21 protein-coding genes and 1 pseudogene are annotated in these 22,548 nt (G+C 68.1%); 15 read left to right on the top strand and 7 right to left on the bottom strand.

Features of this window, described 5'->3' with window-relative positions:
• Positions 1-619: 619 nt before the first annotated feature.
• The gene (locus C1707_RS21555; RefSeq protein WP_101714826.1) at positions 620-1,021 is read right to left on the bottom strand and encodes a helix-turn-helix domain-containing protein; all 402 of its coding nucleotides are present in this window, start codon (positions 1,019-1,021) and stop codon (positions 620-622) included.
• A gap of 358 nt (positions 1,022-1,379) precedes the next feature.
• Positions 1,380-1,751: a hypothetical protein gene (locus tag C1707_RS21550; protein WP_101714609.1), complete on the bottom strand. Its 372-nt coding sequence runs from the start codon at positions 1,749-1,751 to the stop codon at positions 1,380-1,382.
• 241 nt (positions 1,752-1,992) lie between these two features.
• On the opposite strand from C1707_RS21550, the gene C1707_RS21545 reads away from it, so the two are divergent.
• From C1707_RS21545 to C1707_RS21535, 3 genes are all read left to right on the top strand, one after another.
• On the top strand, positions 1,993-2,271 hold the full coding sequence (locus tag C1707_RS21545) for a SemiSWEET family sugar transporter (RefSeq protein ID WP_101714610.1): 279 nt from the start codon (positions 1,993-1,995) through the stop codon (positions 2,269-2,271).
• A 519-nt stretch (positions 2,272-2,790) separates the two neighbouring features.
• On the top strand, positions 2,791-5,151 hold the full coding sequence (locus tag C1707_RS21540; RefSeq protein ID WP_101714611.1) for a PAS domain-containing protein: 2,361 nt from the start codon (positions 2,791-2,793) through the stop codon (positions 5,149-5,151).
• A gap of 207 nt (positions 5,152-5,358) precedes the next feature.
• Positions 5,359-5,724 (top strand): MmcQ/YjbR family DNA-binding protein, encoded by a 366-nt coding sequence (locus C1707_RS21535; protein WP_101714612.1) that lies wholly within the window; start codon positions 5,359-5,361, stop codon positions 5,722-5,724.
• 147 nt (positions 5,725-5,871) lie between these two features.
• Here C1707_RS21535 and C1707_RS26300 read toward each other — a convergent pair whose 3' ends face one another.
• Both C1707_RS26300 and C1707_RS21530 read right to left on the bottom strand, forming a co-directional pair.
• A complete protein-coding gene (locus tag C1707_RS26300; protein ID WP_145998464.1) occupies positions 5,872-6,051 on the bottom strand; it encodes a hypothetical protein in 180 nt (59 codons plus the stop codon).
• 212 nt (positions 6,052-6,263) lie between these two features.
• On the bottom strand, positions 6,264-6,635 hold the full coding sequence (locus tag C1707_RS21530; RefSeq protein WP_101714613.1) for a hypothetical protein: 372 nt from the start codon (positions 6,633-6,635) through the stop codon (positions 6,264-6,266).
• A gap of 22 nt (positions 6,636-6,657) precedes the next feature.
• On the opposite strand from C1707_RS21530, the gene C1707_RS21525 reads away from it, so the two are divergent.
• The 8 genes and pseudogenes from C1707_RS21525 to C1707_RS21485 form a co-directional block, all read left to right on the top strand.
• On the top strand, positions 6,658-7,044 hold the full coding sequence (locus tag C1707_RS21525; RefSeq protein WP_145998465.1) for a hypothetical protein: 387 nt from the start codon (positions 6,658-6,660) through the stop codon (positions 7,042-7,044).
• Positions 7,045-7,678: 634 nt separating this feature from the next.
• Positions 7,679-8,011 (top strand): DUF3768 domain-containing protein, encoded by a 333-nt coding sequence (locus tag C1707_RS21520; protein WP_101714615.1) that lies wholly within the window; start codon positions 7,679-7,681, stop codon positions 8,009-8,011.
• A gap of 56 nt (positions 8,012-8,067) precedes the next feature.
• A complete protein-coding gene (locus C1707_RS21515) occupies positions 8,068-8,532 on the top strand; it encodes a hypothetical protein (RefSeq protein ID WP_101714616.1) in 465 nt (154 codons plus the stop codon).
• 205 nt (positions 8,533-8,737) lie between these two features.
• Positions 8,738-8,977, top strand: coding sequence for a hypothetical protein (locus C1707_RS21510; protein WP_101714617.1), 240 nt, complete (start codon positions 8,738-8,740; stop codon positions 8,975-8,977).
• Positions 8,978-10,473: 1,496 nt separating this feature from the next.
• Complete coding sequence (locus tag C1707_RS21505) at positions 10,474-11,958, top strand: ParB/RepB/Spo0J family partition protein (protein WP_164467429.1); 1,485 nt, start codon at positions 10,474-10,476, stop codon at positions 11,956-11,958.
• Positions 11,853-12,617: a hypothetical protein gene (locus tag C1707_RS21500; RefSeq protein WP_123170793.1), complete on the top strand. Its 765-nt coding sequence runs from the start codon at positions 11,853-11,855 to the stop codon at positions 12,615-12,617. Before C1707_RS21505 ends, C1707_RS21500 begins: the two co-directional genes overlap by 106 nt.
• A gap of 746 nt (positions 12,618-13,363) precedes the next feature.
• Entirely contained in the window at positions 13,364-13,714 is a 351-nt protein-coding gene (locus C1707_RS21490; RefSeq protein ID WP_101714620.1) for a DUF736 domain-containing protein, read from the top strand.
• A gap of 74 nt (positions 13,715-13,788) precedes the next feature.
• A pseudogene (locus tag C1707_RS21485) lies at positions 13,789-14,606 on the top strand (ArdC family protein); the annotation flags it as partial.
• Between the two features lie 112 nt (positions 14,607-14,718).
• On the opposite strand, the gene C1707_RS21480 reads toward C1707_RS21485, so the two are convergent.
• Positions 14,719-15,108 carry a hypothetical protein gene (locus C1707_RS21480; protein ID WP_101714621.1) on the bottom strand — a complete coding sequence of 130 codons (390 nt, stop codon included), beginning with the start codon at positions 15,106-15,108 and terminating at the stop codon, positions 14,719-14,721.
• A 349-nt stretch (positions 15,109-15,457) separates the two neighbouring features.
• Here C1707_RS21480 and C1707_RS21475 point away from each other — a divergent pair, with 349 nt between their 5' ends.
• Positions 15,458-15,844, top strand: coding sequence for a DUF736 domain-containing protein (locus C1707_RS21475; protein WP_101714622.1), 387 nt, complete (start codon positions 15,458-15,460; stop codon positions 15,842-15,844).
• Here C1707_RS21475 and C1707_RS21470 read toward each other — a convergent pair.
• A complete protein-coding gene (locus C1707_RS21470; protein WP_145998466.1) occupies positions 15,796-16,305 on the bottom strand; it encodes a helix-turn-helix domain-containing protein in 510 nt (169 codons plus the stop codon). The two genes, C1707_RS21475 and C1707_RS21470, sit on opposite strands and share 49 nt — an antisense overlap.
• Before the next feature lie 353 nt (positions 16,306-16,658).
• Here C1707_RS21470 and C1707_RS21465 point away from each other — a divergent pair, with 353 nt between their 5' ends.
• From C1707_RS21465 to C1707_RS21455, 3 genes are all read left to right on the top strand, one after another.
• A complete protein-coding gene (locus tag C1707_RS21465) occupies positions 16,659-17,231 on the top strand; it encodes a GntR family transcriptional regulator (RefSeq protein ID WP_101714624.1) in 573 nt (190 codons plus the stop codon).
• A 460-nt stretch (positions 17,232-17,691) separates the two neighbouring features.
• A complete protein-coding gene (locus tag C1707_RS21460) occupies positions 17,692-18,345 on the top strand; it encodes a lasso peptide biosynthesis B2 protein (protein ID WP_101714625.1) in 654 nt (217 codons plus the stop codon).
• 1 nt (position 18,346) lies between these two features.
• On the top strand, positions 18,347-20,137 hold the full coding sequence (locus C1707_RS21455) for an asparagine synthase-related protein (RefSeq protein WP_101714626.1): 1,791 nt from the start codon (positions 18,347-18,349) through the stop codon (positions 20,135-20,137).
• Here the strand turns inward: C1707_RS21455 and C1707_RS21450 are convergent.
• Positions 20,116-22,515 carry a S9 family peptidase gene (locus C1707_RS21450; RefSeq protein ID WP_101714627.1) on the bottom strand — a complete coding sequence of 800 codons (2,400 nt, stop codon included), beginning with the start codon at positions 22,513-22,515 and terminating at the stop codon, positions 20,116-20,118. The two genes, C1707_RS21455 and C1707_RS21450, sit on opposite strands and share 22 nt — an antisense overlap.
• Positions 22,516-22,548 lie beyond the last annotated feature (33 nt).

Here is a 22,548-nt window from a genome sequence, read left to right as displayed (position 1 = left end):
TTCCCAGCGACCCGGGCCGGGACGAGCTTGCCCTTGGCGATCTCAGTCCGCAGCAAGGCCACCGAGATCGGCAGCTTGCCGGCGAAGACCGCGACCGCTTCATCCAGTCGCATGGGCTCGTCCTCGGCCCAATCCGCTGGGGACGGGCGGGCGATGACCCGATCAAGGGCGGACACGAGATTCACCAGGGATCGGCATCGTCTTGGGAGAGACGTTCCAGGCGAGCCGAGCGGATGGACGGTCCGATGATAAATTTCGCAGCGTGCGAGCCATGGTCCGACTATCGGCCTGGCCGGCGCGCCTTCAACGGGGGGCGAACGTCAAAGAAGCTGCGCGAAAACGACGGCAATAACGCAGTGTTTCGCCGAGCCAATACGAAAGGCATAGCGACCAGGCCACGGGCTTTATCAAGGGTGGGCGTTTGGGGCGTGGCGAGGCGCTGCCCGCCAGCGCGCATGGACCTGCGTCTTCGGGCCATTGTTCCGCTGGCGGCCGGGTCTTTGGGCAGGTGGTCGCGAGAGCTGACCCCCTCCGCTTGCATCTTCCCGGTCTGTCCGACGGGGAGCGGCCCGACGCATGGAGGCGATGATTGCCTTAGGCCATTCGCCAAGCCGGTGCTTCAATTATGCGCAAGGGCCCGGATGATCTCAACAATGTGACGACGTAGCGCCTGCGAGCCGATCTGAGGAAGGAGACCGGCCAATTCAATGCCTTCCGGCGTGGATGCGAACATCTGGGCGGCCTGAGCGCTCCCATCGACAGTCGCCCCGTCCTCGCCAGGCTTGGCGAGGCCCTCGAAGAAAACAGAGACCGGCGTTTTCAGGAACACGGCAATCGCATAGAGCTTGCTGGCGCTGATGCGATTGTCCCCACGCTCGTATTTTTGAATCTGTTGAAAAGACAATCCGACGGCGTCAGCCAGCTTGTCCTGGCTTAACCCGAGGGATTTACGCCTGCGCCTGACGCAGGCGCCGACGTGCACGTCGATTGGATCACCCCCACCAATGTTGCGACGGTTCATGGCTAAAAGCCCATCGTCCGGTCGCATGAGCACGCTCGGGGAGTGTTAAACGCTCAACCTGCCGCTGAGATGCTCATTTCAGCATTTCATATGTGGAGGTTGGCTTGCAGTCGGACAAAGACGGACCGGGGGCTACGCCTGCAGCTACAGAGGGGAATCCGTAAGTGCATGGGAAGCGAGACGATCGCGGTGAATCCCGCTTTAGCCGCTTCAAGCACCACCGCGCCGCCGAACGGCTCAGAAGATCGTCCTGAACGATCTTGGATGACTTCCCGCCATCGCGTTTGGCCTTCTCACGGACGCGCGCCAGATAGCCGATCGTCGAGCTCGCCTGCGACTCGCGGGACGGCGAAAGCCGTCAGGCCATATCGAGCGGTCGTCGAAGCGGCCGATCAATGGCGAAGAGGGCGACCTGGAGAAGGTCCGGGTTCGCCCCTGCGCGGATGATCGGAACGTCGATCAGCACATCAGCGGCGAGAACACCGTCCTGCTCAATGGCTTCGGCTACAGCGACCAGCGGCAAATCTGGAGACACGGCCCTGAGAACGGCGAGCCGGCGCAGATCATCCTCGTAATGGTCGGGCCGCAGGCCAGCGACAACGAAATCCACCTGCGCCAACATGCTGAGCCGACCCAGGTCGGCGTGCTCAGCGTCGACGACGTCCCAACCTCGCGCCTCCAACGCCGCGCGGGTTTCGCCATCACAATGGTCGGTCAATACGCGAACCATCTGTCACCTTAAGCCCTGAGGCTCGACGGGCGGGCCCAGATTTGGCCGTACCGTTCCCCAGGGCAAACCGCAGGACCCGCCAGACGGGTCCTGGCGATCTAGGCTGGTCAGATCGCTGGTCTCGTCTGAAGACGCTGTCTTTTGATTGGCGAACAGGGTGGCGTTGGCCTCGCCCGCTGCGGCGTGAAACCTTCGTCGCAGCCATCGCTTATACCGCCGGAAGACAGACAGGTTGGCGTGAATGACCCCACATTTTGATCTCGCCGCAGTGATCGGACTGGCCGCGGCCCTCTGCTCGATGAGCAGCTTCGTGCCTCAGCTGATCAAGATCTGGCGCGAGGGCGATGCTTCGGCCGTGTCGCTACGCATGTTCGCCCTGACGGTCGCCGGCTTCACGCTCTGGGCGATCTACGGCGTGTTGCGTGGGGGCTGGCCGCTGGTGCTCAGCAACCTCGTCTGCCTGGGGCTGTCGGCGGCGATCTTGGTGTCCAAGACAATCCTGGAGCAGCGGTCAAACTAAGCGCGCCAGGATCTGGCGCGCAGGTCGAAAGCGGTCGCCGGCCGCCTGTGTTCGCAGACAGCGGCCAACACCCGGTAGGACCGCCTAAGCTCTCGGCTCACGCGCATGGGGAGCGTGATCGTCGCGGCCGCAAGGGCGCGTTTTCCGCCCTGGCGGCCGCCAGCTTCGCGAGCATCTCGTCGGTCGTGCGCCGCTCAACGCGTAAACGGAAAGTCAAAGTCGCCGTCATGGAAGGCCCCGGTCCTGATCCGCTGTCTGGACCGGCTTCGCCGCTTCTGAGCTGTCTTTTGGTCGAGAGCGTCCGCCGCCGCGGTCGCGGGCTTGGGAAGGCTGCCCCACGCGCGCGCCTCGACCGCCCCGAAGGCATGGCCAGCCCCTATCCAACGCGCTCATCAGCCAAGTTCGATAATGCGAGAGGCCGTCGCCTTGCCGATAGGACCCGCAACGGAAGCTGCGCTATGACGTTTGTCATTCGGGGCTGCCGAGACGTCCCGCTCGCCGCCACCGGATCAACCTGACATGACGCAACCTCGTTTTCCCATCGCCGCCGGCGGCGATGTCGCCGGACGGCTGGAGGCGGGGACGTGGTTTAAGGCCGATCTTGGCGCTCCGCCGTCGTGGCCTCCAGCGCTTCGCCAGGTCGTCGAAATCGTCTTGAACGCGCCGTTTCCAATGTTCCTCGTCTGGGGACCCGCGCGCGCCATGGTCTACAACGATGCCTATCGCGCGATCTTGGGCGACAAGCATCCGTCCGCTCTCGGCCGGCCCTTCTGGGGCGTGTGGCCTGAAGTGCGTGCGCAGATCGAGCCGGTGATCGAAAAGGCCTTCGCGGGCCAAGCCAGCTTCTTTGAGGATCTGCAGGTAAGCCTACACCGGGGCGGACGTGCCGAACCGGCGTGGTTCACCTTCTCCTACAGCCCGATCCCCGCCGAGGGCGCCGTTCCGGGTGTCCTCTGCGTCTGCGTCGAAACGACCCTGGGCGCGCGCGAGCGCGCCGCCCGGCAGGAGAACGAGGAGACGCTTCTCTTCCTTGATCGGTTGACGCGCGCGGTCACGGGCCTGGGCGGCGCCGATGCGGTGATGACCGCCACCACGCGGCTGCTTGGCGAACATCTGGGCGTGGCGATCTGCGCCTATGCAGACATGGACGAGGACCAGGACGGTTTTACCATTCGCGGCGACTGGTCGGCTCCGGGCTCGCCGTCGATCGTGGGGCGCTACCGGCTCGCCGATTTCGGCCGTATGGCCGTGGATAACCTGTCGCGCGGGCAGCCCCTCGTCATCAACGACAACCGCACCGAGATCGCGCCGCACGAGGCGGCCACCTTCCAGGCGATCGGCATCGGCTCGACGATCTGCATGCCGCTGATCCGCGAGGGCAGGCTTCGAGCGCTGATGGCGGTCCACCATGTCGGTCCGCATGTCTGGACCGCTCGCGAACTGGCGCTGGTGCGCGAGGTCACCGAACGGTCATGGGCCGTCATCGAGCGCGTCGGCGCCGAGGCCGAGCTGCGACAGAGCGAGGCGGAGCTCAGGCGCATCACCGACGCGGCGCCTTTGCTGATTTCCTATGTCGACGCCGGCCAGCGCTATGGCTTCGTCAACCAGACCTACGAGGCCTGGTTTGGCCAGTCCCGCGACGCGATCCTAGGCCGAACGGTGGCTGAAGTGCTCGGCGAAGTGGCCTACGACGGCGTTCGGCCAAGCCTTCAGCGGGCCCTGGCGGGCGAACGCGTCTCATTCGAAAGCCAGATGGCCTATCCAGATGGGGAGGCTCGCGACATCCAGATCGACTATGTGCCCCGACGCGAGCCGTCGGGCGCGGTCGTTGGCGTCTACGCCATCGTCACCGACATCACCAAGCGCCTCTCCGCAGAGCGAGCCCTGCTGGAGAGCGAGACGCGCCTGCGGCTGGCGACCGAGAACGCCGAGGTCGGTCTTTGGGACGTTGAGGGAGGCGACGGCGCTCTTTACTGGGACGACCGCGTTCGCGCGATGTTCGGCGTGGTCGCGGGCGCGCCCGTGACCATGCGTGATTTTTACGAGGGCCTGCACGCGGACGACGGCGAGGCGACGGCCAAGGCCTACGCCGCCGCGGCGGACCCCGAGCAGCGCGCGCTCTACGATGTCGAGTACCGCACGATCGGGGCCAGCGATGGCGTCGAGCGCTGGGTGGCGGCCAAGGGACGCGGATTGTTTGACGCCGGGGGGCGCTGCGTTCGCCTCACGGGCACGGCTATCGACATCAGCGCCCGCAAACATGCGGAAGAGGCGCGCGACCTCTTGATGCGCGAGGTCGACCACCGGGCGCGCAACTCGCTGGCGGTCATCCAGTCCGTCGTCAAGCTGACCGACGCCACCGATCCGAAGGCGTTCAAGCGAGCGCTGCACGGGCGGATAGAGGCTATGGCGCGGGCCCAGAGCACCTTGGCTGAAAACCGCTGGCAGGCGGGCCTGATCGGCGAGGTCGTCCGCAACGAGCTGTTGAGTTCGGTCGCTTCGGCCTCCCGGCTGCGCCTGTCCGGTGATCCCATCGTGATAACGGCCGACAAGGTGCAGCCACTAAGCATGATCCTTCACGAGCTGGCGACGAACGCGACCAAGTACGGGGCGCTGGCAACGGCCGAAGGCGTCGTCGACGTCCGCTGGTTCGGGACCGCCTTGGGATGGTCGCTCAGCTGGCAGGAGCGGGGCGGGCCGCCGGTGACGGCGCCCGACCGCAAGGGCTTTGGTTCGCGCCTGATGCACAGCCTCGCGCGGCAACTGAACGGGGAGATCGTTTCCGATTGGACGCGCGCTGGCCTCACGGCGGACCTGCGCGTTGGCGAGTTGTCGCCCAGCGTCACGGAAGCTGATCGAAAGCCCGCGCCGGGCGCCTAGCGCGTGGCATGGGGCGGAGGCGACGACCTTTCGGTCGGCGGGTCGCCTTGACGAGCCCGGCCCCGCAGCAGAGCGGAGCCGACGACAGTGTATGGGCGGCCTTATCAGCCGGGTCCGCGCGTCCGGATCTGACGCATCCCACCGCCAGCTTTGCCATCGGACGGCGACTCGTGACTTGAAGGGCGTCGCAGAGCGCGAGGATCGACCATGACGCCCGAAGAATTCCGAGGACTGATCGACCGGGTCGCGCCGGGCGCTCAGGCCAAGATCGTCCTGGAGACGCTGCGGTTCCGGGTCGGCGGCAAGACCTTCGCGACCTTGAACTGGCCCGAACGCGGCTGGGTTGTGGTCAAGCTTTCTCAAGCCGAGCAGAACCGCGTGGTGGCCTTGTCGGACGCGTTCGTTCGCGAGCCTGGACGCTCGCGCCAGTCGGGTATAACCCGTGTGCGTCTCAAGGGCGTGAACCAAGCGATCCTGGCCGAGGTCTTGGCCTTGGCCTGGCGTGGCGCGTATCAGGGAGCGCCGTTGAACCCGAAAGCCGCGACGGCGAGCTCGACGCTCGACGCGGGATAGGCTGGACTGAGGGCTGGCGGCTCGAAGGGGCTGAAGGCTGGTGTCTGCGACACCCAAATTTTTTGCGGCACAGGGTTTAGCCCTACTCACCGACGCCCACAGCTTGGCCTTTAAGGGTCGGCCGACGACCGTCCGTCGGGGCGATGGCTAGTTGTCGTTCTGCGGTATTTGCTTGTGGACGACCACGACCGTCGCGCCGGCAGCTGCGAGCAGCTCCCATTCCTCCGGCGACAGGAGCTTGGTGGTGTCGATGTGCATGATGATCGCGTCGGTTTTGCCATTTCCGAAGTCGGTCACCATCTGACGAAAGTCTTCTTCCACGCTCACGCAAAGTCCTCCCTGGCGTCCCGAGGTCGCATGACGTCGCCCGGTGGTCTCGCCACACGTTGGAGAGTAGCTGACCCGATTGGCGCCGCCCAGAAGGGCAGCCGCCCGCGCGCAATGCGGGGCGTCATGTGGCATGAGCGCTCTTGGCCGCCAGCGTGGGTGGGAGACTAGCCCTGCGCGTTTGACCCGAGCGCATGTCACGGCGGTCAGCGCTAGAGCGCTTGGCGCAGGGCTTCGCAGCGGGCCTTCAGCGTTCCGACAGGCGGCCGGGTATCGACCCACCGGTTGAACTCCAAGATCGCGGCCTCGTCGGTCGCGCTCCAGCCTTCGGCATGGAGCAGCGTGCTGACGATCTTACGCACGCGCTGGCGCGGGTCGGGCGCGGCGGACAGGGAACGGCAGAGCCGGCGCGCGGCGGGCAGGGCTTCAAGCCTGAGCGTCTTCATGGCGCATCGCACATGCGCCATGGAGAGCCGGCGGTAAAGACCCTTGGACTTGGCCTCTGGACCGGCCGGGCAAGCCAGGGCAGCCTGCCAGGCGTTCGGGCAAGCCTGTCCGGCGCAGATCTGGAGGCGGCTGAGCATGGCGCCCGGAGATTATCTTCAGATGGCGCAGGCCTACTGCGAGGCGGCCGAGGCGCTGGCGCTTGCTCGCCAAGCTCATGAAGCGCCGCTCTACATGCTGTCGGCGCACGCGATCGAGCTCGCGCTCAAGAGCGTGCTGCTGTCCCAAGGGGATGACGTGGAGGCGCTCATGGCCTTTGGCCATTCGCTTGATGCCTGCCGTCAGCGGGCCGTCCGACACGGGTTCGGCGCAGCGGCCGCGCCGAGCATAGCCGCGGGTGTCCAGGCGGTCGCCATGGCCCACCACGCCCAGGCTTTCCGCTATCCGCAGGCGCTCGATTGGGAGCCGCCGCCCGTCGAAGACCTGGTGACCATCGCCCGGCGTGTGGTCCTCGCTGCTCAGAACTATTTGGCGGAGCGCGCGGCATGAGGCTGACTGAAGAAGAGTTCTGGCCTACGTCCAAAGCCCGGTCACGCGCAGGCTCTGGTCGATCGGCGAGGACGTGCGCGGGGGGGCGTGCCGACGAGGAGACCATCGCAGCCTGGGAAGCGCTCAGGGAGAGCCTGGTGCGCCTTTCGCGCACGCCCGAACGCGCCACGGCCCGCTTCGAGCCGCAAGATCGCGAGCGCGTTCTGCGGGCCTGGGTCGAAGCTTGGGCGACCAGCTACTGGCCCAACGCCAGCAACAACTCAGTCCTTAGGCGATGCCAAGCTCTGACCTCTTTCGGATCAACGGGCCTTGAAAGGGGCGTCGCTGAAGCGCTGCGCCACGATGCGCCGATTGATCCCGACCTGTTCGACGGGCCTCTGAGCAGACTTTCAAGGGGCGCTTTTCCTGGCCGCTCCCGCGGCCGCGGGCTTGGGGGCGCTGCCCCCGGGCGCGCTACAAGTCGGTTCCGCCCAGCTTCGGGCCGCTCGATCCCTCATCGACCCGCGCGTCGCGCCGCGAGGCCCTGCAGCCGGTTCCCCGCGAACCGACCTTCCGCTTACACCCCCCGGTCTCGCCGACGGGCAGTGGTCAGGCGCAATCCGCGCCTGCCCCAACCCTCGACGGGAGACCCGACATGTCCGATGAGACCCGCGCCGCCGCGATCGCGGCGCTTAACGACAGTCACCGCGCCAGCCCCGGCGCAGCCTGGACCCTGGGGCGGCGCCTTTACGACCTGGGCGAGGCCTTCGTGGCCAAGGCGGTGGCGGCGGTGGTGGGCTTCGACGCCTTCACCGAGGGCGACGACCCCTATGGCGAGCGCGACTTCGGGGCCTTCGACCTGGAGGGCCAGCGGGTGATGTGGAAGATCGACTATTACGACCTCGATCTTTGCGGCGGCTCGCCCGATCCGGCCAACCCGGCCGTGACGCGGCGCGTCCTGACCCTGATCCTCGCCGAGGACTACTGAGCAACCCGCGCGGCGTCGCCCGTGCGCGGCGCCGCGCCCTGGCCAAGGAGGCCAAGATGTCCGATCGATCTTCAGCCACCATCACCATCGGCGGGCGGCTGACCCGCGAAAGCTTCCTGGCGCTGGCCCAGGCCATCGCCGACGAGGGGCTGTCGGCCGACTGGGACGGTCCCTGGTTCACGCCCGCCGACGCGGTGGTGGGCCAGCCCCTGCGGCTGAAGGCCCGCGAGGTGGCGGGAGGGACCTTCGACGAGCTGGAGGCGTGGTGCCAGGACAACGGCCTGCCGTTCGTGCGCTGGTGCGGCGGCTATCCGGGCTCCTGGTCGCCCGAGCGCGTGGTCTTCAGCGGTGAGGGCGAGCCTGCCCGCTATCTCGCCGACGAGGACGACGAGGTTCTGCTCGACGCCTTCACCGTGCGGGAGCTGGGGTCCATGGCCGCGATCGAGGCATATTTCGCGGACGCGGCCTTCATGGTCCCGCCGCTGGTGATCCTGGACGACGGCGGCGGCGGGGACCGATAGGACCCGGCGCGTCCGGCCTGCGGCGGCAGCGCCTGCCGCAATGCTGTTTACAAAAGGCTGGGCCGCCAGCGCGCGAAGGGCGCTGGCCGGGCGGCCGATCCTTTGGGGATCGGCCGCCTTCGAAGGACCGACGGGCTGATGCGTCGCTGGTCGGTCGGGCGGGGAAGGCGTAGAATCTTGGGCGGGCCAACCTTTGGAGAGGACGATGGACGGCGCTTTGGGTGCGATCCTTTTCGCTCTGGCCGTGGCGCTAACCCATTGGGTTCGGCGCCGACGGTTTTACCGCCGCAACGGCGCTGGGCTGGAGGTCTTCGCCAACTATGGCGACGCCGTCGGCCGGCGTGGCCTGGAGCGCTTGGCGCTGCTGGCGGCCGGCCTGGCGGGGGTGTGCGGCCTGGCGCTGGTCGGGCTCTTCGCCGCAAGGCTGCTCTGGCTGGCGGGCTAGGTCTGTCCCTCACGCGGGACTTTGTCCGGCTGCCGCGCTGCATCGCTGCCGGTCTGTAGGGTCGACACGCCCACGCCTTGTACCGATGATGATGGGGCCTCGCCCCGGGCGCCAAGGAACGGTGGCGGCTACGTCGTTATCAGGTCACGGTGGAGCTGTGGCTTGCGCCATGACATGGCGGGCGCCTGGAGTGGGCCAGGCCTCAGCGCTGAACGCGCGGCCATGGTCAAGGTGACGCGCGCGCAGGTGCTTGAAAGCATCGGCGCACGGCGGGCAAGGCCAAGCTGCGGCTTCATCGCCTCTAGGCCGACGTGGCCGGCTGGGACCTCAGCAAACCTTGCCCGCGCGGGGTCGCTGGAGCGACGCGGGCACGGCCTTCGCCGCCCTGGCGATATTCTGCCAAGCCTTCGGGCAGCTTCGTCTTCTCCTGGGCGGATGAGGCCGCGCGAAAGCCGACGCTCCGCGAACTTGCATCGATTGCGGCGAAAAGGTGGCAAAAGCCTTGATGGCCTTGCTACCGTTCGGCCATGAGCGCGTCCGACACCTTCACCTTCGTCTGCCTGGCCGGCAACGAGGTGGCCACAGCCGTCGACATCTAGGTTCTGGATCCGGCCGTCTATCGCCAGCACGCCTTGAAGCTGCTGCGCGACCACGCCAGCGCCCAGAGCGTGGAGATCTGGAAGGATGACGCTGTGATCGACCGGCTAGTCCGGGCCGGGGTCCGCGCGCCGGCCACCCCATTGTCTACGCCAGACTAATCGGGCCTTGACGCACGCGCGGCGCGGGCGGCGACCAGCAACACGCAGACAATCCATAAAACCGCGGCGCCCGCGCCCAGGGCGGCCGCGGGGAAGACCGCGGTCCAGGGTTCGGCTGACGATCACGGTCGCGCCGCCGATGGCCAGGCTGAAGAGCAGCCAACTGGTCGGCGAGCGGTGGAAACGGTCTAGCCTAGGCGGGTCGGCAGGCATCGAAGACCAAAACTCCATGGACGAGACGCCATCAAGGCCAGGCGACGCCATAAGGCAAGCGTCGAACCTCTGACGATCGCGTCGCCACGAGCCCAGCGCTTCCCTCGCAACAAGGCTCGTCGCCCCAGCGAGCTGAACCCACCCTTAGCGGCCGGCCTCGGCCGACGACCGGTCCGAGCCGGGCGACCCGTCGCCGAGGCCGGAGCGCGAGCCTGCGGGTCCGGGCGGCGATCAGAGCCCGGCCCGCGGCGCGGGCCCGGCGCAGCCGCTTGGCGGCGCCCTTGTCGGCGTCCGCTGGCGCGGCCGCGTGGCTTGGGGGCGCTGCCCCCCGGCGCACTTCGCATCGGTTCCGCCCAGCTTCGGGCTCGCCCGAACCTTCATCGAACCGCGCGCAGGGCAGCGAGGCCCTGCAGCCGGTTCCCCGCGAACCGACGCTCCGTTTGCACCCCCCGGTCTCGCCGACGGGCAGGGGTCAGGCGCAACCCGCGCCTGACCCCAACCCTCAACGGGAGACCTCTTATGTCCGTGTCCAGTTCCACCACCCAAGGCCCCGCCGCCGCGCAAGGGACGGCTTCCAAGGCGGTCATCGCCCAAGCCTCGCTTCGGACCGAGCCCTCGATCCTCACCGAGACCGGCCAAGTCTTCACCGGGACCGAGCGCGTCTACCCCCTCAACAAGCTCAAGCGCGACCCAGACAACGTCCGCAAGGCCGGGCACAGCGAGGCGGTGATCGAACGCCGCGCCGCCTCGATCCTGGCCAAGGGCCTGATCCAGTTGCCGGTCGTGCGGCCCGAGCGCCGGGCCGACGGGTCCGAGACCGGTTACGCCCTGGTCACGGCCGGGGAGGGGCGGCGTCTGGCCCTGCGGCTCTTGGCCAAGCGCAGGTTGATCCCCAAGACCGCGCCCGTGCGCTGCCTCGTGGACGAGCGCAATCTCGCCACCGAAGTCAGCCTTGAGGAGAACTACGCCCGAGAACCTCTCCACCCGGCCGACGAGTTCGAAGCCTTCCGCACCCTAGCTGAGGGTGAGGGCCTGGGCGCGGAGACCATCGCGGCCCGGTTCGGGGTCACCCCGGCCGTGGTGCGCGAGCGCCTGCGGCTGGGCGCGGTCCATCCCGATCTCATCCAGCGCTATCGGGACGGCGCGCTGACCCTGGATCAGCTGACCGCCTTCGCGGTCTCGGAGGATCGCGAGCGTCAACTCCAGGTCTGGGAGCTCTTCGCTGACGCCAAGCCCCACCCCACCACCATCCGCCGGGCCATGACCGAAAAGACGGTCCAGGCCACCGACCGCCGCGTGATGTTCGTCGGCATCGAGGCCTATGTCGCGGCGGGCGGCCACGTCATCCGGGACCTCTTCACCGAGGACCACGGCGGCTACCTCTCCGACCCGGCCCTGGTCGATCGGCTGGTGGTCGAAAAGCTCACGGCCATGGTCGAACGCTTCCAGGCGGCCGAGGGCTGGAAGTGGTCGCAAATCCATCTGGACTACCCGCACGGCCATGGTCTGGCGCGGGTCTGGCCCAAGCCCGTCGTGTTGGGCCAGGACAGGCTCGCCGAGCGCGAAGCCTTGACCCAGGAGTATGAGGCGCTGGGCGAGACCTGGGGCGCGGTGGAGGACCTGCCCGCCGAGGTCGAGGCGCGGCTGAGCGCCATCGAGGCCGATCTGGCCCAGGACGTCGTCGAGGCCTACGACCCCGACGATCTGGCTCGCGCAGGGGTTTGGATCGTGCTCGGCTATGACGGCCAGCCGCGCGTCGAACGCGGCCTCGTCCGCCCGAGGACGTGCTTCAGGCTCCGGCCGACGAGACCGGCCCCGACGAGGAAGCCGCCGGAGACGGCGACGGCGACAGCGGCGGGGAGGGTGACGAGGTCGAGGAGGTTGAAGAGACCGGGAGGGGAGCCATGGCGCCGTTGTCGGCCAAGCTCGTCGCCGACCTCACCGCCCATCGCACGGCGGGGCTTCGGCTGGCCCTATCGAACGATCCCGACCTTGCCCTGGTGGCCCTGACCCACGCCCTGGCGCTCTGCGCCTTCCATGGGGCCGGGCGCGCCACCTGCCTGGACATCCGGGCCGGGTCGGCCTTCCTGCCCGACCACGGGGAGGGGGTGAAGACCAGTCCGGCCTACGAGGCCCTGCGAACCCGGCATGACCAATGGGCCAAGCAGGCGCCGTCCGAGCCCGAAGCGATGTGGGACTTCGTGGTCGGCCTGGATGGCGACAGCCGCGCCAGCCTCCTGGCCTACTGCGTCGCGCGCAGCGTCGATGCGGTGCGCGCCTTCAGCGGCTCCAGTCCGCGCCTGGACCATGCCGAGGTTCTGGCCACCGCCACGGACCTGGACATGACGGCGTTCTGGTCGCCGACCCAGGATCGCTACCTTGGCCGCGTCACCAAGGGCCACGTGCTCTCGGCGCTGGCCGAGGCCGTCTCGCCTGACACCGCCAGCCGCCTGTCGGGCCTGAAGAAGGGCGACCTGATCGCGGCGGCCGAGCCTGATCTGGTCAAGGCCCGCTGGCTCCCGGCCTTGCTGCGGACCCGGTCGCTTACCGTGGCGCCCGATCCGGACGGCGATCCGGCGCAGGCTGAAGCGACCAACGGCGTGGACGAGGAGGTTCAGGCCCCGGCCGGGACCGAGCCGCCCGAGGCTGGGTTGCTGGCCGCCGAGTAGGGCGGGGGGGAGCCGGGCGGCTTTGGGCCGCCCGGCCCCTTGTTCACGCCGCATGGCGGCCTTCTTGCGATGTCGGGGAAAGGGGGCTCCCCGCCGCATCGCGACGGAAGGGCTGGCGAGCGGACCGTCAGGCCTCGTCGTCCGGCTCGGCTTGCGGACGCGTGTCGCCATCGCGTTTGACCGGCGGCTCCAGACGACGGCCTTGGCCTCGGAGGACTGGGCGTTGATCGGCCCCGGAAAGCTCGGGTCGTCCAGGCTGACCGATAGGAACACGACGCCGGTGTCGGAAGCGATATCCAAGCTTCTCCGATCCGGCGCCCTCGGCGTAGAGGCGGCAGACGGGCTGGCTACGTCCAGACCGGCCTCGATGCTGCGGTGATCGTCCTTGGGCGGGTTTTGTTCAGCGCTCGACGCCGCCGGCAAGCCGTCCCTGGCGGCACGGACGACGCCCCTGCGGGCCAGGGCGTTCCTGGCGCTCTTCAAACCACGCTCCGCGCAGGCCTCTCCTGGGCTGCAACCGGACCGAGGCGGTGAACGCCGTCAACCTTGGCTTCGGGTTTCTTCCCCGGCGCGCGGGGCGCGCCTTCCTCGCGAGGCAACAAACCCGTCCCCGGCGGTCCTCCGCTCTGCTCCGGGTCCGCGCCGCCTGCGGCGGCGGCGTCCTGCCGACCTTCGCCCGACCCCGGTCTTTGGCGCGCCATCGAGGCCGCGATGAGCGCGGCCCGAAAGAGCGAAAGGAACTTCCCATGGCCCGCATTGGCGCCTTCCGTGCCTCCAAGGACGGCTTCACCGGCAGCATCAAGACGCTGAAGCTCGACGTTCCCAAGGTCGAATTCCGCAGCATCGACGGCGATCCGGCCAAGGACCAGCCCGTCTACCGCCTCTACGCCGAGGGCGCCGAAATCGGCTCGGCGTGGAGATACACCTCCGACAAGGGCGTGGAGTTCCTGTCGGTCAGCCTGGACGACCCCAGCTTCCCCGGTCCGATCAACGCCAAGCTCTTCGCCGCGAAGACCGGCTTCGATCTGGTCTGGACCCGCCCGGTCAAGCGCGACGCCGACAAGCGCCCGCAGGCCGAGCCGGACGACGAGGCCTGACCGGCCGTCCCCAAACCCTCCCCGCCGCCACGCGGCGGGGAGCCCCCTTTCCCCGACATCGCAAGGAGGCCGCCATGCCGCGCGCCCAAAAGACCTCGCGCCCCGTCGCTCGCCAAGACGGCGGCGCCCGCCAAGACCTCTACTCGACCATCACCAACCAGATCCTCGCCGACCTCGCCAAGGGCGTGACCCCCTGGACCAAGCCCTGGGCCGCCGGCCACTGCGCCGGACCCGTCTCCCGGCCCCTGCGCTACAGCTTCGAGCCCTATAGCGGCGTCAACACCCTGGTGCTGTGGGCCACCGCCGCCGAACGCGGCTATGGCGCGCCGATCTGGATGACCTTCCGCCAGGCCCTCGAACTGGGCGGGGCGGTGCGCAAGGGCGAGAAGGGGACCATGGTCGTCTACGCCAACCGCATCACCCGACAGGAGGCCGACGACGCCGGCCAGGACGTCGAGCGTTCGATCCCCTTCCTGAAGGCCTACACGGTGTTCAATATCGAGCAGATCGACGGCCTGCCCGAACGCTTCACCGCCAAGGCCCCCATCCTGACCGAGAGCGAGCGCATCGCCCGCGCCGAGGCCTTCCTGGAGGCCACCGGCGCTGTGGTCATCCATGGCGGCGACGAGGCTTCCTACAATGTCGCCCTGGACCGCATTCGGCTTCCGGCGTTTGCCGCCTTCGCCAGCGCTCATGACTACTACGCCACCCGAGGCCACGAGACCGTCCATTGGACCCGCCATCCCTCGCGGCTGGACCGCGACCTTGGCCGTAAGGCGTGGGGCGATGCGGGCTATGCGCGCGAGGAGCTGGTGGCCGAGCTGGGCGCGGCGTTCCTGTGCGCGCAGCTGGGCGTGACCCTGCGCCAAGGCCAGACCACGCCAGCTATCTCGCCAGCTGGCTGAGCGTGCTGCAAGGCGACAAGCGGGCGATCTTCACCGCCGCCGCCCAAGCCCAGAAGGCGGTCGACTATCTGACCGACCTTCAGCCCAAGACCTGAGGCCTCATTCGGCCTGGCCGGCGGCGAAGGTCTCGTCGCCGGCTTCGTCCTGGTCCCCCTCCCGGTCCCCGACCTGGACATCGTCGTAGAGGTCGTAGCGAAGCGGCGGAAACTGCGCGCCGGGGAGGATCTCGCCGGGCGCCGATTGCGTGCCGGCGAGGTGAACCAGCACCTCGTTCATGCCGCGCGTCAGCGCATGGCTCCAGGCGCGGTGGCCGCTGACCGCCTCGCGGCTGATGTCCTGGGCCAGCTCCAGGCAGAAGATCGTGCGTCCGCCGTCGGGGTCGCGGCGGGCGAAGGCGAAGAGCCCCGCCCCGCGCACGAACCGGCCGTCATGATGATGCAGGCTCATGAAGCTGACCCTGTCGATCACCACCTCGCTGTCGCCCGCCATGCCGGCCTCCCCGATCTCACGATGAGAACAAAAATGGAACATCATCGACGGCGAGTCGAGTCCATCCGCCCGGAGAGGCTGGCGGATGTTCCGTTTCTTTCCCAGGCGGTCTTTTGGTTTGACGGCGTTTTTCGGTGGATTGAGGGCGCAAAGGCGTTGCGCCACAAGGGTTTGGCGCGACCGGACAGGCGTCTCCAACCGCCCGCCAGGCGCCTCTGTCGATGTCCGCGCCTGAAGGCTGATCCCTCGTTCCCCCCACGAGGCCGGCCGGCGGGTCCGGGCCGGCGCCTCCCCCGGCCGGCCCGGACCCGCCATTCCATCCATCGGCGGGCGCCAGTGAGGACTTCACATGTCGATCATCGGTCAGTTCCGCCGCGAGGGCGAAGGCTTCGTCGGCCGCATCAACACCCTGGCCCTCCGCGACGCGGCGGTGAAATTCGTCGCGACGGGGCGCACCAGCGGGCGCGGGCCGGACTTCATCGTCCAACTGGGCGACAGCGAGGTCGGGGCGGCCTGGAAGGCCAACGACGGCGGCGGCGCACTGTTGAACGTCAAGCTGGACGACCCCACCTGGGCCGGTCCGCTTAATGTCAGGCTCATGGCCGCCGAAGGCGGCGTCTTGCCCCTGACCTGGATCCGCCGCGACCCGGAGAAGGCGGCCGACAAGCCGAACTCCGAGGGCCAGGCTCAGGCCTCGCCCTCCGGCGGCTCCTCGTCCTCATCCGGGTCGCCATAGGTCTGCGCGATCGCGCGCTCGATATAGGCCTCGATGCTGGCGTCGCGCCGCTCGAAATACTTGCGGATTTCCTCGCTGATGTGACGGAAGCCCGCCACCAAAAGCTTGGCGGGCACGCTGGCCAGACGCGCCCCGTGCTCGCCATGCAGATCCCGGATCATCACGAAGGCGGCTGTGGCCATCTTGTTGTCCATCAGCAGGATCGGCAGCTCTGGCCAGTTGAACTGTATGCCCAGGTGGATGGCCGTGGGGTCAGTCCGCGTGGCCCGCGCGAACAGCCGCACCTTATTGAAGTCATAGGCGCGTTTTCCGTTGGAGAAGTCCCGATAGGTGCGGATCGAAACCCCCATCCCAGCCGCCACCTCTTCTGGAGACATCCGGCGCTCCTTGACGAGGGACTGGATGATCCTCGCGCGAAGCTGAGACTGTCGCCCGAGCGGCGTCTTCGCAGGCCCGGCCATACGATACTCCAAGTCACCGCAACAACCTTGGGGATAGTAGATAAGCAAAAAACCGGACCGGCAAGTCAGCTTCTGAGATAATTTAGGTTGATGCCGCCATGTGTATCTGAAACTCCGCCCTGAAAATGAACACTGTTACGCGATGGGTATGGTTGCGTAGATTTCGGCAACAAACTGCTGACCTTGCGGCAAGCCTTAAGCTTAACAATTGATGTTCGTTGCCGCCCGACTCGGCGGGACGGGGCAAGGGGCGTCGCCAGGCGCTCTTCATCCACCTCCTGGCCGGTGCATGGTCGACGGCTTGATCCGCCGCCGGAACACTTGGCGTCCCGAAGACGAGGAGGGCGCGCGCCGTGGGCCGAGATCGCGATCCGTTCGACCGCACGTTCGAAACCCTGCGACAGCGCCTGACCCAGCCGGACGCCGTTCGGGGCGCGCCGCTGGCGGTCATTCCCCTGGCCCAGGCGCTGGGCGTCAGCCCGACCCCGGTCCGCGAAGCCCTCGCCAAGCTGTCGGGCGAGGGGCTGGTGGTGCGCACGGCCGGCGGCTACCGGGGCCTGGCGCTCGACAGGGGCAGCCTGGCCGACCGCTACGACCTGGCCGCGATCCTCGCCATCGCGGCCGCCAACGATCGTTGGGTCGAGGACCGGGCAGCGCCAGACCAGGCGGGCGATCCCCTGGCCTTGCTGGCGAGCCTGACGTCAAGCCGGACCCTGGCCAGGGCGCTCTTGAGGGTGAGCGCGCAGCTGGCGCCCTTCGCGCCGGCCGAGGCGGCGCTATTGGGGCGCGCGGACGCAGAAGCGATCATCGCGGCGATCGGGGCCGGGGCGTCCGGCCGACCTCTGGCGACGCTGGCGCGCCGCTATTGCCGTCGCCGCGCCCGGCGCGCCGGCGACATCCTGGCTCGCACCTTGGGGCTCTCCTGACGAGGCGTTCGACGGCCGCAAATATAGATTTGAATATACATCGCGTCGGTCGCCTCCTTGGAACGCCGCAACTTGCGGCTGTCACCAGCCCAAAGGAGGTCATCATGACCCGTTCCAAAATCCGGCTGATCCGCTTCGGCTCCGCCAAGACCCTGACCCAGGCTCACCTGCCCACCGGTGAGCAGGAGTCGTCGGACGTCTCCGACAAGTACGGCATCTAGGCGCCGTACGGGGCGCGCCGCCGTCGCGTCACGGCGCCGGCGGCGCAGTTCGTTCACCTCGCATCAGAAGGACTGTTCCTATGAACAGCAAGGCTTCGTTTCGGCTGATCCGCTTCGGGTCGGCCAAGGCTCTGACCCAGGCGCACCTGCCGTTCGGCGAGCAGGAGAGCATGGACGTCTCCGACTGCTGGGGCGTCTGATCTGGCGGCGACGCCGGCCAGCTTTGAGGGAGTAACGCCATGCAGGCCTGGCTGGCGCCGCACGTTCGCGCGGCGCGCGTCGGCGGCGAGATCGTCCTCCTCGATATCGAGGCCGATGCTTATTTCTGCCTGCTCGACGCCGCCGCGCATTTAACGCTGCAATCCGATGGCGGCGTCCTGGCCGATCCGTCTGCCGCAGCCGATGACCTGATCGAGGCGGGCCTGCTGACCCTGATGGGCGGCGCAAGCATCGCGCCGGTTCGCGCGCGCGCGGTCCATGGCGGTCTTGATCCCGACGACCAGGCGACGCCGGGCCTTAGCGCATCGGCGATCGCCGCAGCGCTGTCGGCCAATCTGACAGCCGCCCGAGCCATCGATCGGCTGAGTTTCGCCGACATTCTCGCCTTGGTGGGAACGGTTGAACCCGCAGCCTTCGCGCCGGCTTCACCCGACTTGCTCAAGGAAAGCCGCCGCTTCGCCGCCATGTCGCCCTGGCTGCCCAGGGCCGGGCTTTGCCTCATGCGCAGTCTCCAACAGCGCCTCTATCTCGCACGCCGCGGCCACGCGACCGCCTGGGTGTTCGGCGTGCGCACCTGGCCCTTCCAGGCCCACTGCTGGCTGCAAGCCGGAGAGGTGGTCTTGGACGACACGCCAGGCCGGGTCGGCGCCTTCACCCCGATCCTGGTGGTGTGACATGCGCGACTATCTGGTCATCGAGACCCAGGCTGGAAGCGACCTTAGCGCCTGGCGCGAGGCGGAGAGCCTCGTCCTTGCGACGGGGGCCTGGAAGAAAGTCGCCGAGCGGCGCTGGTTCTCGGTGTTTCTTGAGCAGGCGCAGCCAGCGACTTACCGACATTTGCCCGGCGTCGGCGGATCCCTCATCGGCGAGGTGTTTGACGTCCAGGCTGCCCGATCCGGGCTTGGGCGGGATCTCGAACTGATGGGCTTTGGGACCGAACCGGAAGGGATCGCCCGGCGTCTGGTCGCGCGGGGCTTTGGGCGGTATGTGGCCATCCTCAACGACGACCATGGCCCTGCCCAGGTCCTGCGCGATCCCCTCGGCGCCATGGACGCCATCGGGTGGCGACGGGGGAGCCTGCGCTTTATCGGGTCGCGCCTTCCCGATCTGCCGGCCTTGTGGCCCGCCGATCTCGAGATCGACTGGGCGCAAGTGGCCACGATCCTGCGTCAGAAGAACCTGGCCAGCCATCTTTGCCCGCTCGTCGGCGTGACGAGCTACCCATCTGGCGTCCTTGCGGGACCAGAAGGCCGTGGGCCCCGCCTCTGGTCACCCGCGAGGCTGGCTGCCGCGCCATGGCGTGACGCGCCGCCCGAGGCGTTGCGGTCCGTGGTCGATGGTGTAGTCGCGGCCTGGTCTTACGGACGCGAGGGCGTCTTCTGCGAAATCTCCGGCGGGCTGGACTCGGCGATCGTCGCTAGCAGCCTGGCCCAGGTCCAGGCTCCTCTGATCTACGGCGTCAATCATACCTTTCCCTTCGCCGAAAGCGATGAGCAGGTCTACGCCCGGGCGGTCGCCGACAGGGTCGGCGTCCCACTGGTGGTGGTCGAACGGGACATGCTCCGCATCGAGCCCGAGAAGCTGGTGGCCGCCGCCGGTGGGCCACGGCCGAACTATCTCGGCGGTGACCCCGACCATGACGCCGACTTGGCCGCGCGCCTTTCCCAGAATGGCGTGGAGGCGATGTTCACGGGGCGGGGCGGGGACGCGATGCTCTATCAGTCGGCTAATCCGGCTCTCGTGCGCGACGTGCTGGCCGGCGCCAGCGCCGGGGGGCGCTTGCGCGGCCTGGAAATCCTGGCGCGCCGTCACGCCACCACGGTCTGGTCAATGCTCAAGCGGGGCCTTGCCAACCAGGATCTGACAGCGGGGCTGGGCGTGCAGCTGTTCCTCTCGCCGGCCGCTGCGGCGCGCCTGCCAGACCTTCATCCCTGGCTGGCCGAGGCGCGGGACCTCAAGCCTGCCAAGCAATTGCAGGTGCTGGCTCTGGTCAACGGGCTTAGCGCGTTTGGTGAGAGTCAGCGCTCACGCTCCGGGCTGGTCATTGATCCGTTGATGAGCCAGCCGGTGGTGGAGTTTTGCCTGTCCCTCGCGGCGGGGCGTCTGGCCGTCGGCGCCAATGATCGTCCATTCGCCCGTTGCGCCTTCGCCGACCGACTGCCGGAGGCCGTTTTCGCGCGGCGCGGTAAGGGCGCTCTTTCAGCCTATTTCGCCCAAAGTCTCGCGCTTAGCCTGGATGCTGTGCGGCCTTATCTGTTGGAAGGCGAATTGGCGGCGGCAGGCTTGCTGGACCTGGCAAGCCTCGACGCCGCCTTGCTCCCCGAGCGTTTGATCTGGACCAACCTCTCGTCGGAGATTTTTATTCTACTGGCCCTGGAGGCCTGGGTCAGGTGCTGGCGAGAGCGCATAGCCCAGGCCTCCGGGCCCACTGACCAGGCGGGGCATTATTGTGTCGGGACGCCTTGATGAGGTCCGATGGTCCGATCGAGCAAGTCGACGACCCGTGCGAAGTAGTCCCTCACGTTCCCGGGAGCATAAAAGCTGTGCCCTTCGCCATGATAGGTGACGAAGATCGCATCCTTGTTCTGGCGATAGAGCGCGCCAAACAGAGTGTAGGCTTGGTCCATTCCCTTGTCGGCGTCGCCATGGAAGATCGCGATGGGCGCCTTGATCCGGTCCACATAGGTGATCGGGCTGTTGCGCGTGTAGAGGTCACGATCTTTCCACGGCGGCGCCCGCAGTCGCGCCTGGCCCGTCTCCTGCCATCCGGTTGTGGCAAAGATCGTCACGCCCGTTTCGGGGGCAAGGTATTGTGCGGGCCCCATGCGGCCATAGAGGGCGGCCAGGTCGAACCCAGCTGCCGTGGTGATCACGGCCTTGAAGCGCGCACTTTGAGTCGCGGCCGCTATGGCGGCATAGCCGCCGTAGCTATGCCCCCAGATCGCCACCCGGTTGGGATCGACAAGGCCCTGACCGGCGGCCGTGTCGACGGGGCTTAAGATCTGGTCGGCCAGTCCGGCCATCGGTTCGCGCCTGTCCAGATAGGGCATGGACGGTAGAATGACCGCGTAGCCCTGGGCGGCCAGCACTTGGGCATTGACCGACGGGCATAAAACCCCCGGCTGCTGGACGCGGGGCGGGGTGTCGTAACTGAATCCGGGATACGGGATCACCACCACTGGCAAGCGCGCCCCAGGCGCGCTGTTGGGCGGGAGGTAGAGCCAGCTGGTCAGGTCCTTGCCGTCCAAGCCTTTGTGCCTAATGGCGATTGGGACCGAGGATTCGACCTTCGCCAGGTCAGCGTTGACGGTGACAAGGGTCTGTTCGGCCGAAGCGGACGGAGCCAGGAGGATGCGTTCAACACCGCGCCTGTCCTTGACCGCGTCAATCGCGCCCAGGGACGTCTGGCCGACAATGCGGCCTTCGGCTGGCGCGGGCGGCAGACGTTGGCCAGGCCAGGGGAGGGTGGGGGACGCCGTTCGAGCCAGCCCCAAGTCGGCGAGCGGGGGCACGTAGTTCTGGGATCCCCGGAAGCCGGCGGGCGGCGTGGCCAGCGACGTGATCGCCGTCTGGGACACGCCCCAGGGACGCGCCTCTCGCGCCGTCACGCGCCAGATCTCGCCCGCCGCCGCGACCGCCCAGGCTCCGTCGTCAGCGCCGATCGCACGGCCCCCCGCCGGAAGCGCAGCCGTGAGATTGACCACGCGAGCGGGCTCGATCCGCCAGTAGTCGGCTCTGCCGCCCGCTGGCTGGGCGTAGACGACGGGCGCGCCGCCGAGCCATCCGCCCAGCGGGACGCCTGCGGTGTCGTATGTCTCGCCGAACACCGGCTTGAGCGCGCCCAGATCGAGCGCGCGGGCCGCACCGTCAACGGACAGACGCCAAAACCGCCCGCCGTCGCGATAGCCCATCTCGCCCTGGCGGGCGTAGACGAGAACCTCGCGGCCGTTCGGCGCCCAGGCCAGGAAGCGATCCATCGGATCGCAGGCCTGGCAAGGTTCGACGGCTCGGCCGCTGTCGAGATCAGCCAGGATGAGGTGATTGCGGTTGGAGCTGGAGGCCGAGGTGGTCGGCTCGGGCAGGTCATACTGGATGGTCTCGCCCTGGACGACGGCGGCAACGGCGCGTCCGTCGGGCGACAGGCTCATGTCTCGGACCTGGCCGGGAACGAGGATGCGGCGGGCGTTTGACCGCAGGTCTATGCTCACGAGACCGATGGCCGGCGCCGTGGGGCTCAGACCGCGAAACTGGCCGCTGCCCATCACCGTTGAGCCGAGCGCTCCCCGCGCCGAGGCCGCGGTCTTCTCAGCGAGACGCTCTTGGCCAAGATAGCCATAGCCGAAAGTAATGTCAGGGGCGTCTGCCGGGCGCGCGGAGACCAACAGTTCCTCTTCGTTGCGCCACAACACGCTAGGACCCCAGGTCTGCTGGCGCGGTGTGACGCCGAGCCAGCGCGCCTGGCCGGTCTCCAGGTCGACCACGCCCAACTCAAAAGCGTGGCCGATCAGCCGGCCCACCGCCAGTTGGCGGCCCTGTGGGGAGACGACCAGGGCGGTGTAGCCAGCGCCATTTGGTAGATCGAGTTTCCGCTCGGCGGCGCCAGCCTTCAGGTCGAAGACCCGAATTCGGCCGAGCCCCAGGTTCATGACGAGATCGAGATCGTAGGTCGGCGCCTTGTTCCAAGGGGCATAGGTCTGGACGACCAGCCAGCGTTGGCTGGGGTCGATCCGCGCCGGGCCCAGTTGCTCCAGGGCCAGAAGGCGATCGACGGTGTAGGGGGCGGCTTGCGCCGCCCCCGGGATGATCAGCACGCAGCCGACCGCAAGCGCCGCGAAGCGTCGCATGGTGAAGTCTCCGATTTTTCGTGGGAATAGGGC

Origin of the sequence: Caulobacter flavus (assembly GCF_003722335.1) — a bacterium.
GTDB classification, from domain to species: domain Bacteria; phylum Pseudomonadota; class Alphaproteobacteria; order Caulobacterales; family Caulobacteraceae; genus Caulobacter; species Caulobacter flavus.
The sequence above is the reverse complement of the archived record's forward strand: the minus strand, read 5'-3'. Positions and strand labels throughout refer to the sequence as shown.